This is a genomic window from Marinobacter sp. ES-1 (assembly GCF_000475255.1).
Lineage (GTDB): Bacteria > Pseudomonadota > Gammaproteobacteria > Pseudomonadales > Oleiphilaceae > Marinobacter > Marinobacter vinifirmus.
This window is the reverse complement of sequence record NZ_AXBV01000073.1, coordinates 1-16,495: the sequence shown is the minus strand read 5'-3', so window position 1 is coordinate 16,495 and position 16,495 is coordinate 1. Positions and strand designations below refer to the sequence as shown.

Here is a 16,495-nt window from a genome sequence, read left to right as displayed (position 1 = left end):
CTCAGGCGCTCTGCTTTTTCAACAGGTCGCGCTTTTTCAGGTGCACCAGGATCTGGCTGACCGCCGCCGGAGTCACACCCTGGATACGGGACGCCTGAGCCACCGTTTCCGGGCGCACGTCCTTGAGCTTCTGCTTGATTTCGTTGGACAGGCCACCGATGACGTCGTAATCCAGATCCAGCGGCAACGCGGTGTTCTCGTTCTTGCGCAGGCGCTCGATCTCGTCGGCCTGGCGGGAGATGTAGCCTTCGTACTTGATCTCGATTTCCACCTGGTCCGCCACGCTCGGGTCTTCAGCCCGCCCGGCGCTGATCTCGGCGATGTGCTCGTAGACAATTTCCGGGCGGCGCAGCAGCTCGGCCAGCGACTGGTCCCGGGTCATCGGCTGTTTCAGGTAGCCATTGGCACGTTCACCGGCCTCGGTGTTCGGGTGAATGCGGGTGTTTTCCAGCCGGCTGCGCTCTTTGGCGATGCCTTCGCACTTGTCGCTGAACTTCTGCCAGCGTTCGTCATCCACCAGGCCCAGCTTGCGGCCGGTTTCGGTCAGGCGCAGGTCGGCGTTGTCTTCCCGCAGGATCAGCCGGTATTCGGCGCGGCTGGTGAACATACGGTAGGGCTCCTGGGTGCCCATGGTGATCAGGTCGTCCACCAGTACGCCCAGGTAGGCTTCGTCGCGGCGCGGGTACCACTCGTCTTTGTCCTGGGCCCGCAGCGAGGCGTTGATGCCCGCCAGCAAGCCCTGGGCGCCGGCTTCTTCGTAACCGGTGGTGCCGTTGATCTGGCCGGCAAAGTACAGGCCCTGGATAAACTTCGTTTCCAGGGTGTGGCGCAGGTCCTGTGGGTTCAGATAGTCATACTCGATGGCATAACCCGGGCGCAGGATGTGGGCGTTCTCGAAACCCGGTATCGAGCGCACGGCCTTGAGCTGGATATCAAACGGCAGGCTGGTGGAAATGCCGTTCGGGTACAGCTCGTTGGTGGTCAGGCCTTCGGGCTCGACGAAAATCTGGTGTGAATCCTTGTCGGCAAAGCGGTTGACCTTGTCCTCGATGGACGGGCAATAACGCGGGCCCACGCCTTCGATGTTGCCGGCGAACATGGGCGAGCGGTCAAAGCCACTGCGGATGATGTCGTGGGTTTCTTCGGTGGTGCGGGTCACGTAGCAGCAGATCTGCTCCGGGTGTTCGTCCCGGCTGCCGATAAAGGACATCACCGGCGTCGGATCGTCGCCCCACTGCTGCTGCATTACCGAGAAATCCACGGTGCGGGCATCAATGCGCGGCGGGGTACCGGTTTTCAGGCGGCCAACGTTGAACGGCAGCTCCCGCAGGCGCCTGGCCAGGGCGTTGGCCGGGGCATCACCTGCACGGCCACCGGCATGGTTCTGCATACCAATGTGGATAACTCCACCCAGGAAGGTACCGGTAGTCAGGACCACGGTTTTGGCGTTGAAGCGGATGCCGGTCTGGGTGACCACGCCCACCACCTGGTCGTTTTCCACAACCAGGTCATCGGCCGCCTGCTGGAACAACGTCAGGTTGGGCTGGTTTTCCAGCATATGGCGAATGGCGGCTTTGTACAGAATCCGGTCCGCCTGGGCGCGGGTAGCGCGCACCGCCGGGCCCTTGCGGCTGTTCAGCACCCGGAACTGGATACCGGCCTGATCGGTGGCCCGGGCCATGGCGCCGCCCAGGGCGTCGATTTCCTTCACCAGGTGGCTCTTGCCAATGCCACCGATGGCGGGGTTGCAGGACATCTGCCCCAGGGTCTCAATGTTGTGGGTCAGCAGCAGGGTTTGCGAGCCCATGCGCGCGGCTGCCAGCGCGGCTTCAGTGCCGGCATGGCCACCACCAATGACAATGACATCGAAACGGGTCGGAAACTCCACACTACACCTCGGAAATCGGGGAAAAAAAAGGGCGGCGAGTATAACGCCTCGCCCGGAAAATTACAGTCAGAATGTGCAAATTTTAACCAGAACTTCGGGTATCCGAAAGGCGGCCGGTGGGTACCCGGGCACAACCCGGGGCCTGCCGGCCCGCTTTAAACTAGGTAAAAACCGAAACTATCGGTTTATCAGAAGCTTGTAGCCAGCTGTTCAGAAAAGTTTTCAAGAAAGTTATCCACATTTAAAAAGGCTTACCAGACACAGTTTTACGACCTCAACTTATTGTTATTATTATATTTACCAGAAACGATCCAACGGTTATCCGTAGCTTTTCCCATTAATTATCCACAGATTGGCCCGCACGGCGCCGGAGCCCCAGCACACTTACCCACACCAGGGCGTTCACCAGGGACAGGATCAGGAAAAAGGTCGGGATTCCCAGATCAAAGACCCCGAGAACCAGGATTCCGGCAATGGCACTGGCCACCATAAACAGGGAATTGATGACATTCAGGGCCGCAATAATCCGGGCCCGCTTGTGATCCGGGGTTTCGTACTGGATAAACGCGTACAGCGGCACGATAAACAGGCCACCACAGAGTCCGATACCCACCAGGTCCAGCAACACCCGGATATACACAGGTTCCGTCATCAGGCTGAGCCAGGTGGACGGCTCCGGGTTGGCCGGTACCGCAAAGAACAGGTCAATGCCCAGCAAGGTCAGGCCCAGGGCGCCCCAGGGTACCGGCGCCAGGGTTATTCGATGCTTGGTCAGCCGTTCGCACAGCATGGAGCCTGCGGAGATACCCACAATGAACATGGCCAGCAGCAAGGTGACCACGGTTTCGTCACCCGCCAGCCAGGTTTTGGCAAAGTTGGGAAACTGGGTCAGGTACGCCGCGCCCAGGAACCAGAACCAGGAAATCGCCAGAACAGCTCCCAGCACTTTCGGGCGCTCCCGGGCCACGGCCATTAGCCGCCAGGTTTCCAGAAAGGGCCGGAAACGCACCATCACGTCCGGTGCTTCGTCCCGGGTATCCGGCACCTTGCGCGCCGCCAGGTAGCCCAGCACGGCCATCACCAGCACGGCTACGGCGGTGATGCGTGCCGCCTGCTCTGCTCCGGCGATAACACCGGCGGCGATGGTGCCCAGCAGAATGGCTACGAAGGTGCCCATACTGACCAGACCGTTGCCACCCACCAGTTCGTCGTTTGCCAGCACCCGGGGCAGGATGGAGTATTTCACCGGCCCGAAGAACGTGGACTGCACGCCCATCAGGAACAACAACACCAGCAGCAACTCGTACCAGCCAAACCACAAAGCCAGCGCCGCCAGGGACATGATGCCGATTTCCGCCGCCTTGACCCGGCGGATAATCCAGGCCTTTTCGTAGCGATCCGCCATCTGGCCGGCAATCCCGGAGAACAGGAAAAACGGCAGGATAAACAGGAAGGCGGCGATATTGACCACCACGTTCACCGACAACCCCATCAGGCCACCGGCCTGGTAGGTGATTAGCAACAACAGGGCGTTCTTGTACAGGTTGTCGTTAAAGGCGCCCGAGAACTGGGTCAGGTAGAACGGCAGAAACCGCCGCTGGCCCAGCAACCGGAACTGGCTGTGCGCTGGCATCAGAACTCATCAGCCTTCTTTGCCGGGCTGCTGGCCAGCCCGGAACCCCCGGCGGGGCCGGCTGCCAGCCGGTCCAGCTCTTGCTCCACCGCGTTGGCAGACTTGGCGAACCGGGCCAGCAGGTTATACAGCACCGGGATAATAAACAGGGTCAGAGTGGTGGCGAAGATCAGCCCTCCCAGGATCACCATGCCGATTGCCGCCCGGCTTTCGGCGCCGGCACCGGTGGCAATCACCAGAGGCACGGCACCGAACACGGTGGAGATGGTAGTCATCAGTACCGGCCGGAAGCGCAATGTGGCACCCTCCAGAATGGCGTCGCGCACACTGTAACCTTTGTCCCGCAACTGGTTAGCGAATTCTACGATCAAAATGCCGTTCTTGGCCATCAGCCCCAGCAACATGATGATGCCGATCTGGCTATAGATATTCAGGCTGATGCCCGACCACGCCAGGGCGATCAGGGCACCGGTTACCGCCAGCGGCACCGACAGCATGATGATCAGCGGGTGGATCCAGCTTTCAAACTGGGCCGCCAGCACCAGGAACACAATCACAAAGGCCAGGGCAAAGGTGATAAAGATGGCCGCTGAGGAATCCTGGAATTCCCGGGACAAGCCCTTGTAACTGAGCCGCGCCTCTGGCGGCAAGTTATCCACAGCCAAACTGTTCAGGTAATTCAGAGCCGTTCCCAGGTCGTAGCCATCGGCCAGGGACGCGCTGATCACCACCGCCGGCAGGCGGTCAATCCGGCGCAGGTCCGGGTTGGCTCCGATTTCTTCCACCGACACCAGCGCCTTCAGGGGAATCAGCTCGCCCCCTGCCCTGGGCCGCAGGAAAATCTGTTCGAGGTCATCCGGGGTGGCGCGGTTGGCATCGTCGGCCTGGATAATCACATCGTACTCCTGACCGCGGTCCAGGTAGGTGGTCACCTGCCGGGACGCCAGCATGGTCTGCAGCGTAAGCCCCACATCCTGCACGGTAATATCCAGGTCGGCCGCGCGGTCGCGGTCGATATTCACCCGCAGTTCTGGCCGGGTAAGCTCGAAATCCGTATCCAGCCCCAGCAGGTTCGGGTTGGCCTTCGCCCGTTCCAGGATTTCTTCACTCCAGGCCTGCACCGATTCGTAATCCGGGCCGGCAATTACAAATTCCACCGGCTGGCTGAAGCCCCGCTGGCCCAGGCCTGGCGGGTTGATGACGTTGATGCGGGCACCGGATATATCCGACAGCTTGTCACGGATATCCGTAGTCACCTGCTGTTGCTTGATGGTCCGCTGCTCCCACGGTACCAGTCCCATAATCATGAAGGCACTGTCTTCTTCGTCGCGGAAGCCGACAATGGACAGCAAGCGCTCGGCGGTGCCCTCCTCCAGGTAGGTCAGTAACCGCTGTTCGGCCAGCTTCACGAAATGGTCGGTATATTCGACCGTGGAGCCCCGCGGTGCACTGGTGGGCATGATGATCACACCACGGTCTTCAATAGGCGCCAGTTCCTGCGGCAGCCGGGGATAAATCACCGCCGCCACGATCAGCCCGGCAATCCCCAGGCCCAGCAACAGGCCGGGCTGGTTCAGGGAGAACTGCAGCAGGCGCCTGTAGCCGTTGCTCAGGCCGTTAAGGATCTTTTCACTGAAGGCCCAGAACCGGTGGCCTTCCACCGATTCCGGGCTGTGGCGCAACCACTTGGAACAGAGCATCGGGGCCAGGGTAAGCGCGACAAGGCTGGAGAAAATCACCGCCGCCGCCAGAGTGAACCCGAATTCGGCAAACAGCCGGCCCACGTTGCCGCCCATAAACGAGATGGGCACAAACACCGCCACCAGGGTCAGGGTGGTGGCAATCACCGCAAAGGCCACCTGCTTGGCACCGCGGTAGGCTGCCAGCAGTGGCGGCTCGCCCTCATCGATCCGGCGCTGGATGTTCTCCAGCATCACAATGGCGTCGTCCACCACCAGGCCGATGGCCAGGATCACCGCCAGCAGGGTCAGTACGTTGATGGAAAAGCCCAGGAAGCCCAGCCCGATAAAGGCCCCGATCACCGCCACCGGAATGGTGACCGCCGGAATCAATGTGGCGCGCCAGGACCGCAGGAACAGGAAAATCACCAGGATCACCAGCGATACCGAGATCGCCAGGGTCACCAGAACCTCCTTGATGGAAGCCCGGATAAAGATGGATTCGTCGTAGCTTTCGCTGATCGACACTTCCGGTGGCAGGGTTTCACGGATCTTGTCCAGCTCGGCGCGCACGCCGTCAGACACCGCAACGGTATTGGCCTTGGACTGGCGGATGACCCCCATGCCAATGGCCGTGCGGCCGGCAGCCCGCAGGCGGCCGATATCCGATTCCACCCCCATCTGTACGTTGGCTACTTCACCCAGTCGCAGCAGGTCGTTGCCATCCCGGCGTACGACCAGGTTGCGGAATTCTTCCACTGTGGATAACCGGCCCTCGGCCCGCACGGTAAAGTTGCGGGTGGAGGAATCCACCGAACCGGCCGGTAATTCCACGTTGTTGGCCCGCAGGGCCTGTTCGACTTCCGACACGGTGATATTGCGGGCCGCCAGCCGTTCCCGGTCAAGCCAGACCCGGATGGCATAGCGGCGTTCGCCACCGATACGCACATCGGCCACGCCGTCCAGCACCGACAAACGGTCGCTCAGCACCCGGTCGGCAAAATCACTCAGTTCGGCGGCATCCCAGACTTCGCTGGTCAGAGTTATCCACATCATCGGCCGGGCATCGGAATCGGCCTTGCGAACCACCGGCGGATCGGCTTCGTCCGGCATCTGGTTCAACACCCGGGAGACGGCATCACGCACATCGTTGGCAGCAATGTCGATATCGCGGGAGGTGTTGAACTCGATGGTGGTGCGGGATTCGCCCTGCTCGGTGGAAGACTCAATAGAGCGGATACCTTCAATGCCACTGATGGCGCCTTCGATCACCTGGGTAATCTGGGTATCCACCACTTCGGCGGCGGCACCGGTGTAATCGGTGGACACCGAGACCACTGGCGGGTCGATATCCGGATACTCCCGAACCGGCAGGCCCATCAGGGCGGCCAGCCCGAACACGACAATCAGCAGGCTCAGAACCGTGGCGAAGACCGGGCGCTTGATGGAGACGTCTGACAGCACCATGGCTCAGGACCCCTGCACAGAACCGAAGCGGTTCTCCGGAATGGCAAGGTCTGACTCGATCACCCGAACCCGGTTGCCGGAACTCAGCCGGTCCTGGCCGGTTACAATCACGGCGTCTTCCATAGACAGTCCGTCGGTGACTTCCACCCATCCGGGCAGGCGGCTTCCGGTTGTGACCGACACCCGGCGGGCCCGGCCATCCTCGGCCACGAATACGTATTTCTGGTCACCCCGCAGCATCACCGCCTGCTCCGGCACCACCAGGCCTTTCCGCTCCTGCAAAGTCAGCGAGGCGGACATAAACTGGCCCGGCCGCAAGCGGCCATCGGGGTTATCAATCAGGGCCCGCACCGCCAGGGTGCGGCTCAGCTCGCTGATGCGGGTAGCCAGCTCCACCAGCTCGCCTTCAAAGATTTCATCGGGGAATGCCGGAGAGGTGGCCCGCACCGGCTGGCCCAGCTGAACCTGGCCAACAAACCGCTCGGGCACTGCAAAGTTCAGTTCCAGCTGATCCGTGGAATCCAGGGTGGTAATCACAGTGCCGGCTTGCAGGTAGGCGCCCACACTGATGTCCGACAGCCCGACCACGCCGGAGAACGGCGCTTCAATCCGGTGGTTCTGAAGCCGGACCCGGGCTGCTTCGCGCTGGGCAATGGCAACATCCACCGCAGTTCTCAGCTCATCCACCTGGGACTGGGATACGCTGTTGTTGGCCCGCAGGCTGCGGGCCCGGTCATATTGCCGGCGGGCGTCTGCCAGCTGGGCTTCAATTACGGCCAGATCGGCGGTCGCCTGGCGATCATCCAGCCGCACCAGTACATCGCCTTGCTGCACCTTGCGCCCGGTTTGCAGGTTGAGTTCCACTACCCGACCGCTGACTTCGGTGGTCAGGGCCACCGCATCCATGGCATTCAGGTTGGCAACGGCCGATACCTCATCCCGCACCCTGCGCATTTCCGGTGCCGAGATATTGACCGTGGATGCCGTGGGTTCGTCTTCGGCTTCCGCATCAGCCGGGTCTTCCAGGCTCAGATACACGCCGGCACCTGCCACCACAACTCCAACCAACACAAGCGCCACCAGCCATTGCTTCCACATGGGTATCAGTTACCTGTCCGTATTCTGTTATCAGGATTGCGGAGCCGGCCCCGCGCCTTTTTTCTGGATCACCAGTACCACTTCCCCGACGTCCACACCCCACTTGCTCATGGTGGTCTGGTTGATCAGGGTATCGGGGGTAACCAGATACATCCAGTCGTCCATTCTGACATCAATCGTGCCATCGCCGTATGACACCCGCAGAACATAGTTCATGTGGATGGCATTGCCCTGCCAGCGCATGGTGCCCGGTTCGACGACATCGCCAGCCTCGGCGTGGTAGCCCTGCTCCGATGGCGTCAGGGTCCAGACCCGGGTCTGCTCTTCGCCATCATCGAAACGGAACACTTCATCCAGGGTGCCCACCCCGTTGTCGTCCCAGCTGGCCACGATATCCGCATCGAAGGTGCGGATGACCTCGCCGGAGAAGTCCTTGACCACACCCCGGGCAGAAAGTTCGCCGGTGAAGAACTGACTTGGCACCAGGTCTGGCCCGGTGCTCTGGTAATCATCCAGTGCGGGCCCGGCACAGCCTGCCAGCACCAGAGACATCAACAATATAAGACTCAACGGCCCCAGACCACTGGCCTTGGGTCGCATCCGGGAATTTTGCATGACTTTTACACTCCGGGTTAACGCCAGAACAGCCTGACAGTGCAGAGATCTACGGCCTGCTTGCCGTTTCCGATCAGAAAATCGCCACTGCGTCATTTCAGCCAATTGTCCATTCTGACAGCCATTCAGGCGCTTTCCGTCAATGGCAGCCCCACGGGAATGCCGTAAAACTGCACTCATCAGGGCTTTCAAGCCCGCACGAATCGGACTGAGATTAAACGAGGACCGGCTATGCCTGTGTATAAAGCGCCCCTGCGGGACATGAAATTCCTGCTGAATGATGTATTCGACTACCCGACCCATTACCAGGGCCTGGCCTCCGGCGAAAACGCCACTCCGGACATTGTAGATGCAATCCTTACCGAGTGTGGCCGCTTCTGTGAAGAAGTGCTGAGCCCCCTGTACCAGAGCGGCGACGAAGAAGGCTGCAAGCTGGAAAACGGCGAAGTGATCACCCCCAAGGGCTACAAAGAAGCCTACCAGCAGTATGTGATGGGTGGCTGGCAGGGCTTGTCTGCCCCCGAAGAGTTTGGCGGCCAGGGCCTGCCGGCTTCCATGGGCCTGTTCAAGCAGGAAATGATGGGCACGGCCAACTGGTCGTTCTCCATGTACCCGGGGTTGTCGCTGGGTGCCATGAACACCATTTTCCTGCACGGCACGGACGAGCAGAAACAAACCTACCTGGTACCGCTCACCGAAGGCCGCTGGGGCGGCACCATGTGCCTGACTGAACCCCAGTGCGGTACCGACCTGGGCCAGGTGAAAACCAGGGCTGAACCCCAGGCCGATGGCAGCTACAAACTGACCGGCACCAAGATCTTTATCTCCTCCGGAGAGCATGACCTGACCGAGAACATTGTGCACATTGTCCTGGCCCGCCTGCCGGATGCCCCGAAAGGCACCAAGGGCATCAGCCTGTTCATTGTGCCGAAGTTCATGCCGGCCGCCGATGGCGGTGTCGGCGAGCGCAACGGCGTAAGCTGCGGCAGCCTGGAAAAGAAAATGGGTATCAAGGCGTCCGCTACTTGCGTAATGAACTTTGACGGTGCCACCGGCTACCTGATCGGCCCGGAAAACCAGGGCCTGGAGTGCATGTTCACCTTTATGAACACCGCCCGGATTGGTACCGCCATTCAGGGTGTGGGGCCGGCCGAGCTGTCTTACCAGTGGGCGCTGGACTATGCCAAAGAACGCCGCTCCATGCGCGCGCTGTCTGGCAAGAAAGAGCCGGACCAGGTGGCCGACAGCCTGATTCACCACGCCGATGTTCGGCGCATGCTGCTGACCCAGAAAGCCATCGCCGAGGGTGGCCGGGCCATGCTCTATTACGCGGCCCGGGTAGCCGACCACATGGTGGAAGCCCATACCGCAGGTGATACTGAAAAAGCCGAGAGGTATGACGACAAACTCGGCTTCCTGACCCCGATCCTGAAAGGTTTTCTGACCGAACTGGGTTGTGAAGCGGCCAACCTGGGGATGCAGGTGTTCGGCGGCCACGGTTACATCCGCGAACACGGTATGGAACAGATCGCCCGCGATACCCGTATTGCCACCCTGTACGAAGGCACCACCGGTATCCAGGCCCTGGACCTGCTGGGCCGTAAGGTGTTGCTGATGACCCAGGGCGGCGCGGTGCGCGAGTTCACCTTCAAGGTGGCCAACTTTGCCCGCAAGCACCTGACCGACAAGCGCCTGCGCCCGATGGCGGTGGAGCTGCTGAAACTCACCGCCCAGTGGAACGTGCTGACGGTACGGGTGATGCTGGCGGCCCGCAAAGACCGGGATGTGGTCAGCGCCGCAGCCTACGACTTCCTGATGTACAGCGGCTACGTGAGCATGGCCTACATGTGGCTGCGCCAGTCCGCCGTGGCTGTGGATAAACTGGATAATGGCGGTGAAGAGTCTGAATCCTTCTACCAAACCAAGCTCAACACCGCCGAGTTCTACTACGAGCGCTTGCTGCCCAGGGCCCAGACCCATGCCACCAGCATGCTCAGCCCGACCCGCAGCCTGATGCAGATTGACGCCGAGAACATGGCCTTTACCGGGTAACCCCGGTAACTTCCGGTCCCGGGTTTTCCGGGACTTTTTTCTTCCGGAACCGGGGCCTTGAAATCCCGGTTCCTGCCCTTACCTCTTCTGTGAATATCTTTGCACGAAACTCTTAACTAACTGAGTAATATATCGTTTTCAGGCTTTCCCACACCCGGGATTGACCTGCCAGTACGACTCTGTGCATAAAAGAAGGAGGTTCGAATATGGAAACTCGTGCTGACGACTTTTATCCCACCCGCCTTGAGCGCCCGATTGATGCTTTCGAGCGCAAAGACCCGGTTATCCACAGCCAGGGTAAGCAGCGCAGCGATGGCCCCCTGAGTGAAACCGAGCTGGCACGGTACGAGCGTGACGGTTTTCTGGTGTTCAATAACTTCCTGGACCAGGACACGGTGCGCCGTTTCCGGGAAGATCTGCGGGCCTATGAAAACGACGATGCGGTTCTTCGCTCGGAAGGTACCATTACCGAGCCCGGGAAACAGGAAATCCGGTCGGTGTTCGGCATTCACGAACTCTCGGCCCGGTTTGACCGGCTCACCCGGGATAGCCGGATTCTGGACATGGTGCACCAGCTATTGGGCAGTGATGCCTACATCCACCAGTCCCGTATCAACTTCAAGCCGGGTTTCCACGGCAAGGGCTTCGACTGGCACTCCGATTTCGAAACCTGGCACGCGGAAGATGGCATGCCGAGAATGCGAGCGGTCAGCTTCTCCATTGCCCTGACCGACAACACACCGTTCAACGGCCCGCTGATGCTGATCCCCGGCTCCCATAAAACCTTCGTCCCCTGCGTAGGCCGCACACCGGAGGATAACTACCAGTCTTCCCTGAAAAAACAGGAACTGGGCGTGCCCAACGACCAAGCACTGAAGCAAATGGCGGATCAGCACGGTATACAGGCACCGACCGGGCCGGCAGGTTCTCTGATCATATTCGAGTGCAATACCCTGCATGCCTCTAACGCCAATATGTCACCCTGGCCCAGAAGTAACCTGTTCTTCGTCTACAACAGCGTGGAGAACCAGCTGGTGCAGCCGTTCTGCGGCAACAAACCAAGGCCGGATTTCCTCGGCAATCGCACCAATACAGCAGCGCTGCAGCCGATTGCGGCCCCGGATCTGCGACACACCGGCTGACAGGGAAAGTTATCCACAAAAAAGGGGAAGCCTGGTGCTTCCCCTTTTTGTATCGCTTTATTCACCAGGCTTGTGGATAACTCAGAAATCCACGGTAGCAGATAGCCACAGGCGGCGGCCCTCTTCCACCGTCCCCCCGCTGGCCATGCCTCGGAACACGTAGATGTAATCGGATGCCCAGTCGGTTACCTGGTCACCGTCCGCGTTGATATAGCTGTAATTGCTGCCCTCGAGGAAATCCTTGTCAAACAGGTTGTAAATGGTCGCCGTCAGTCGAACCTTGTCGCTGGCCTGGTAAGAGCCACCCAGATGGAACAGCGCATAATCGCTCAGCTCTCCGACCTGTTGGTCAATGGCCAGCTCTTCCGTACTCAGGTTTTCCCGGGTTTTCAGGTAGCGGGTGCGCTCGCCCCGGTATTCGCCAGACACCCACAGCCCCAGTTTGGCTGTTGCCTGCCAGTTAAGCCGGGCGTGCAGCACATGTTCGGGTGTGTTGGTCAGCTTTTCACCCTTGTTGTCACCGCTTTTCTGCTCAGAATCGGTATACGTGTAGTTGCCGCGCAGGCTCCAGTCCGGGGCAAACTGCCAGCTGGAGGCCAGCTCGATACCCCGGGTTTCCGCCTTGCCGATGTTATCCAGCTGATCGTAGGTGCCATCGGGAATCCGGGGATCACCGCTGATGGTCACCTCTGAGCCATCATCAATCTTGTCTTCAAAGCGTGTGAAGAACACGGTGGCATTGGCCTTGAAGCCGTCAAGGTTGTCAAAGTAAGCGCCGGCTTCGTAGTTGGTGCTCTTCTCCGGCTCCAGGTCCGGAGTACCGATGGTGATATCTTCACCCTGCCCTGTCACACCGTTGATGCCATCGTGGAGATCGTTGATGTCCGGCGTACGATACCCCTGACTGACCCCGCCCTTGAAGGTCCACGACGGTGTGCTGTTCCACACCAGGTAGGCTCGTGGCGTAAAGTGGCCGGAGAAGGCATCGTGGTCTTCGTAGCGACCGCCCAGCGTCAGTGCCAGGTCGTCTCTCAGATACCACTCGTCTTCGGCAAAAACCGCCCAGGAATTCTGCTCAAAGGTCGTGTCGGCAATGCCGTCGGTCAGTTCGGTGTCCCGGTACTGAGCCCCGAAGGTGGCGATATGGTTATCGGTTAGCGGAGCGACCAGCTTGGTATCAAAGACGGTGTCTTTGGATTCCAGTTCCCGCTCGGCACCACCCACCAGGTTCTGGTAAGGGGCGTCGTAAGCAGCACCGATAGTCCCCGGCAGGGTCCGGCCTTCAGTTTCGGTCACGTTGTAGGTCAGGTCATTGCTCCAGGTGCCAAAGCCAAGCTGGCTTGAGTGACCCAACGCCACCTGGTCCCGGTTGAAACGCAGTTCATCGGAATAGCCGTTCGCCACACCAGGGTCGTCTCCACAACTGCGGTCCCGGCCATCCAGCGTACCAAGCTGACAGGACTCGTTGTTGTAAACCTGACGGCCCTGCTCCGCATCCAGATAGAACTCGTGGCCGGCGGCCGGCACCAGGGTCAGGCGGGCACCCAGGGTATGATTGCGGCCATCCACCGGTGCAACACCGCGCTTGGGTGCCTCGCTACCGTCTTCAAAGTCCAGGTCGGCCGCTTCCCGGTCGAGCACGCTGCCTCGCACGGCCAGCCCCAATACATTCTCGATCAACGGACCGCTGGTGTAGAAACTGGTCTTGCCGGTATCACCATAGTCCCGGTTTTCCTGGAAGGTATGCTCCAGGGTGACCGAGCCTGTCCACTCATCCGAGACTTTCTTGGTGATGATGTTGACCACACCGCCGATGGCATCGGAACCATAGAGAGTAGACATGGGGCCACGAATGACTTCGATACGCTCAATGGCGGAAAGGGGCGGAATGAAACTGGTGGAGGTGTCGCCGAATCCGTTCGGGGTAACGTCGCCCGGTGGGTTCTGGCGACGGCCATCAATAAGGATCAGGGTGTATTCACTGGGCAGGCCCCGAATGCTGACGTTCAGGCCGCCGGTTTTGCCGGTGCTCTGGCGGACGTCCACACCCTCTACCGTTTCGAGCGCTTCCCCCAGGTTGGAAAACTGACTCTGCTGCAGGCTTTGCTGATTGATCACACTGATACTCGCCGGCGCATCGGTAACCTTTTGCTCAAAACCGGCGGCAGAAACCACCAGATCATCCAGTTGTACCGGCTGCGCAGTGGCCTGCAGTGAATAACCGGCAGAGATTACCGCAACCGAGGTCGCCAGCAATGAAGACCTGAACACCATGTGTCGCTCCCAAAATTAAGCAATGAATTTCAGGAGCGAATGATATTTGTTATCAATTGAGAATTACAGCAAGTTAACTGGAACAATTTGTGCCAAAAACTGGAACGATTACGCCATCGCCGCTTTTCCGCTGAGGTTACTGATCCCGGAAGCGGCGGATAAAGGCTTCGGATTCGGCGATAGAGGCTTCCATGTTGCGGATCAGGCTGTCGACATCACTGCGGATTTTACCCAGCTCCGTTTCCAGCGCACCGATGGCCTGGGCATTCAGGTTGTGCTTGAGGTACAACACCTGGTCTTCAAACGCCTGAAGCACCGGATCCATGCGGGATTCCGCCTGATGCATCCGGTTAATCAGCTGCCCGTACTGATTGCGGGTTTCCTGCAGTTGCTGCTCGCTGCTGCGGCGCAGGGATGCGCTTTCGTACAGGTCCAGCTCGTCTTCCCACTCGGCAAACAGGGCGCCCGCTACATCCTCGACGCTGTCGATCCGGTCCCGGACCTTCTCGGCAGCATCTTCGCTGTCTTGATAGGCATCGCGGATTTCTTCGTACTTGGCCTTCAGTTCGGTATCGGGAATGGCCACCACACTCTGGAACCGTTCCAGTGACGAGCGGAAGGTTTCCTGGGCATCTGTCTGGGCATCCCGTGCGTTCTCGACCCGGTCGACCAGGATATCGCGCTTCTCGAACCCGAGCTTTTCCATGGTGTTGTAGTACACGGTGCTGCAGCCGGTCAGCACCAGCGCCGCGAACAGGGTGAATAAGCCAATGGTGTTCCGGGAGTTGTTTTTCATGGTTGTTCCTATTTTCCGATGCAAAAAGTAAAGAGATATTGAATATCAATAGCTTGCCTGACCTTCGGGGTTCACTCGGGGGACAAGTGAAGAAAATTGTGTTTTCTTGAGGTAAATCATACTTTAGCAGCGGATTGAACACTTCTCTGCCATCGTAACACTAGGCTCCCGAGAAGCTATGCTCTCCTGAATTCAAGCTCAGTCCCGCAGGTTTACTGTAATTACGGTAATTACAGTAACCGGCTATACCTTGGGCTGCGCCTTGCAGCGATACATGATGGCCAGGCTGGATTCATCGAATTACACTACTCTCCAAACCTCTTAATAAGAGCTAGATCATGGCAGCCGACTACGCCAGAGTAAATCCAACAACCCTGACCTGGGCCCGTGAGAGGGCACAGTGCCATAGTTAAGATCTCTAATATCTGTGATGCTTTGGTGTGCCCTACATCACCACATTCCAGCTTTTAAACCGCCTCGACGCCAAATTTGTTCTGGGCCAATAAGCCTACCAGTAGTGATAACCCGGTGCCTGAGACTCCGGCCCATCCAGCACAGCATCAGAAACTGGCACCAATGGATCACGACAGTCAGCTTTCAATCTGGCCCAATCAATCCAGGCTTGCAGCTCTTGCGTCATCTCACCTTTTGCCTCAGCAGAATTTTCAACAGCTTCGGTGTAACGCCGCAACCTTTCAGCATCGGCCCAACGGACTTTAGTTGCTCCGCTAAACACAGAATTCGAATGTTCGCTTGTAAACAAAAGCGAACATTCGGAGTACCTCATATCCTTGGCGTTATCTGCCCCAGTTAAGCGCTTGGTCGCTTCTCAAGAACCTGGCAAGCGATCAAATGGACTAACTGTTCCAGCTCGTCGATCGCCAATAATGTGGGTGTAGATTTCAGTCGTCCGAATATCGCTGTGGCCGAGGATTTCCTGAACTGTTCGAATATCACTCCCTGATCTCAATAACTCCGTCGCGAAAGCATGCCTAAAGGTGTGTGCTGACACTCGTTTGGTGGTGCCGCTATCCAGAACCGCCTGCCTCAGTTGCCGCGAATAAGAAGAACGATGAAGATGGTGCCGGCACACATAGCCAGCGATGGGGTGAACGCATCTTGTCGAAGATGGGAATAGGTATTGCCATCCCAAGTCCTTCATAACCGGCCCGTACTTCTTATGCAGTGAGGCGGGCACCGACGTAAGGCCAAATCCATCGGCTAGATCAGACTCGTGCACGGACCTTGCGTGGGCGATTTGTCGTTCAAGGTTATCTCTGAGATTTCCTGGAATCAGTGTGTATCGGTCTTTCCGCCCTTTGCCGTTGAATACGAGCAGATTGCGGCTCTTCAAATCAATATCTTTGATGCGAAGTGATAGCGCTTCGTTGATTCTCAAACCGCATCCATAGAGCAGAGCGGTAATGAGCCAATACTCGCCTTCCATGCGGTGGAGAATCGAAGCTACTTCATCGGGATTAAGAACGGTCGGCACGCGACGAGGGGTCTTCGTCATCTTGTACTGGAGATTCTCAATCTCCCGTCTAAGCACATGCTTGTAGACAAAAATAATCGCGCACAGAGCCTGATTCTGAGTACCTGGGCTGACTCCACGATTGACGGCGAGGTGATTCAGAAAGCGCTCAATCTCGTGATTACCCATCACCTCTGGGTGTTTCTTGTCGTTAAAGAGGATGAATTGGCGGATCCAGTAGAGATAAGACTGCACGGTGCGGTAGCTGTACTGCTTAGTTCTGATCTCTGTGCGAACCGATTCCAGAAACGGTGATTTAGCCACAGTCGCCCTCCTTGGCTAATGCTGTATGGATGTGGGTCTTCACTTCTTTTAGT

10 protein-coding genes are annotated in these 16,495 nt (G+C 58.7%); 2 read left to right on the top strand and 8 right to left on the bottom strand.

Translation table 11 applies throughout. From position 1 onward, the window contains the following. Window position 1: 1 nt before the first annotated feature. From mnmG to Q668_RS13430, 5 genes are all read right to left on the bottom strand, one after another. Entirely contained in the window at window positions 2–1,888 is a 1,887-nt protein-coding gene (gene mnmG / locus Q668_RS13450; RefSeq protein WP_022990142.1) for a tRNA uridine-5-carboxymethylaminomethyl(34) synthesis enzyme MnmG, read from the bottom strand. 337 nt (window positions 1,889–2,225) lie between these two features. After that, window positions 2,226–3,521 carry an MFS transporter gene (locus Q668_RS13445; protein ID WP_022990141.1) on the bottom strand — a complete coding sequence of 432 codons (1,296 nt, stop codon included), beginning with the start codon at window positions 3,519–3,521 and terminating at the stop codon, window positions 2,226–2,228. Beyond that, a complete protein-coding gene (locus Q668_RS13440) occupies window positions 3,521–6,667 on the bottom strand; it encodes an efflux RND transporter permease subunit (RefSeq protein WP_022990140.1) in 3,147 nt (1,048 codons plus the stop codon). The genes Q668_RS13445 and Q668_RS13440 overlap by 1 nt, the downstream gene beginning before the upstream one ends. 3 nt (window positions 6,668–6,670) lie before the next feature. Then, on the bottom strand, window positions 6,671–7,765 hold the full coding sequence (locus tag Q668_RS13435; RefSeq protein ID WP_022990139.1) for an efflux RND transporter periplasmic adaptor subunit: 1,095 nt from the start codon (window positions 7,763–7,765) through the stop codon (window positions 6,671–6,673). Between the two features lie 30 nt (window positions 7,766–7,795). Next, entirely contained in the window at window positions 7,796–8,365 is a 570-nt protein-coding gene (locus Q668_RS13430; RefSeq protein ID WP_036220016.1) for a DUF3833 domain-containing protein, read from the bottom strand. A gap of 246 nt (window positions 8,366–8,611) precedes the next feature. Here Q668_RS13430 and Q668_RS13425 point away from each other — a divergent pair, with 246 nt between their 5' ends. Next, window positions 8,612–10,432, top strand: coding sequence for an acyl-CoA dehydrogenase C-terminal domain-containing protein (locus tag Q668_RS13425; RefSeq protein WP_022990137.1), 1,821 nt, complete (start codon window positions 8,612–8,614; stop codon window positions 10,430–10,432). Between the two features lie 206 nt (window positions 10,433–10,638). Continuing rightward, window positions 10,639–11,574, top strand: coding sequence for an ectoine hydroxylase (gene thpD, locus Q668_RS13420; RefSeq protein ID WP_022990136.1), 936 nt, complete (start codon window positions 10,639–10,641; stop codon window positions 11,572–11,574). A gap of 81 nt (window positions 11,575–11,655) precedes the next feature. On the opposite strand, the gene Q668_RS13415 is transcribed toward thpD, so the two are convergent. The 3 genes from Q668_RS13415 to Q668_RS13405 all read right to left on the bottom strand — a co-directional run bounded on the left by Q668_RS13415 (window position 11,656) and on the right by Q668_RS13405 (window position 16,442). Continuing rightward, window positions 11,656–13,848: a TonB-dependent receptor domain-containing protein gene (locus tag Q668_RS13415; RefSeq protein ID WP_022990135.1), complete on the bottom strand. Its 2,193-nt coding sequence runs from the start codon at window positions 13,846–13,848 to the stop codon at window positions 11,656–11,658. Window positions 13,849–13,984: 136 nt separating this feature from the next. After that, window positions 13,985–14,644 carry a DUF2959 domain-containing protein gene (locus Q668_RS13410; protein WP_022990134.1) on the bottom strand — a complete coding sequence of 220 codons (660 nt, stop codon included), beginning with the start codon at window positions 14,642–14,644 and terminating at the stop codon, window positions 13,985–13,987. 829 nt (window positions 14,645–15,473) lie between these two features. Continuing rightward, a complete protein-coding gene (locus tag Q668_RS13405) occupies window positions 15,474–16,442 on the bottom strand; it encodes an integron integrase (RefSeq protein WP_022990133.1) in 969 nt (322 codons plus the stop codon). Window positions 16,443–16,495: the final 53 nt, after the last annotated feature.

Bases quoted from the DNA above. Each gene is read 5' to 3' on its own strand.
- Q668_RS13445 (WP_022990141.1), bottom strand. From the start codon at position 3,521: ATGCCAGCGCACAGCCAGTTCCGGTTGCTGGGCCAGCGGCGGTTTCTG.
- Q668_RS13410 (WP_022990134.1), bottom strand. From the start codon at position 14,644: ATGAAAAACAACTCCCGGAACACCATTGGCTTATTCACCCTGTTCGCG.
- Q668_RS13440 (WP_022990140.1), bottom strand. From the start codon at position 6,667: ATGGTGCTGTCAGACGTCTCCATCAAGCGCCCGGTCTTCGCCACGGTT.
- Q668_RS13415 (WP_022990135.1), bottom strand. From the start codon at position 13,848: ATGGTGTTCAGGTCTTCATTGCTGGCGACCTCGGTTGCGGTAATCTCT.
- Q668_RS13430 (WP_036220016.1), bottom strand. From the start codon at position 8,365: ATGCGACCCAAGGCCAGTGGTCTGGGGCCGTTGAGTCTTATATTGTTG.
- Q668_RS13425 (WP_022990137.1), top strand. From the start codon at position 8,612: ATGCCTGTGTATAAAGCGCCCCTGCGGGACATGAAATTCCTGCTGAAT.
- thpD (WP_022990136.1), top strand. From the start codon at position 10,639: ATGGAAACTCGTGCTGACGACTTTTATCCCACCCGCCTTGAGCGCCCG.
- Q668_RS13435 (WP_022990139.1), bottom strand. From the start codon at position 7,765: ATGTGGAAGCAATGGCTGGTGGCGCTTGTGTTGGTTGGAGTTGTGGTG.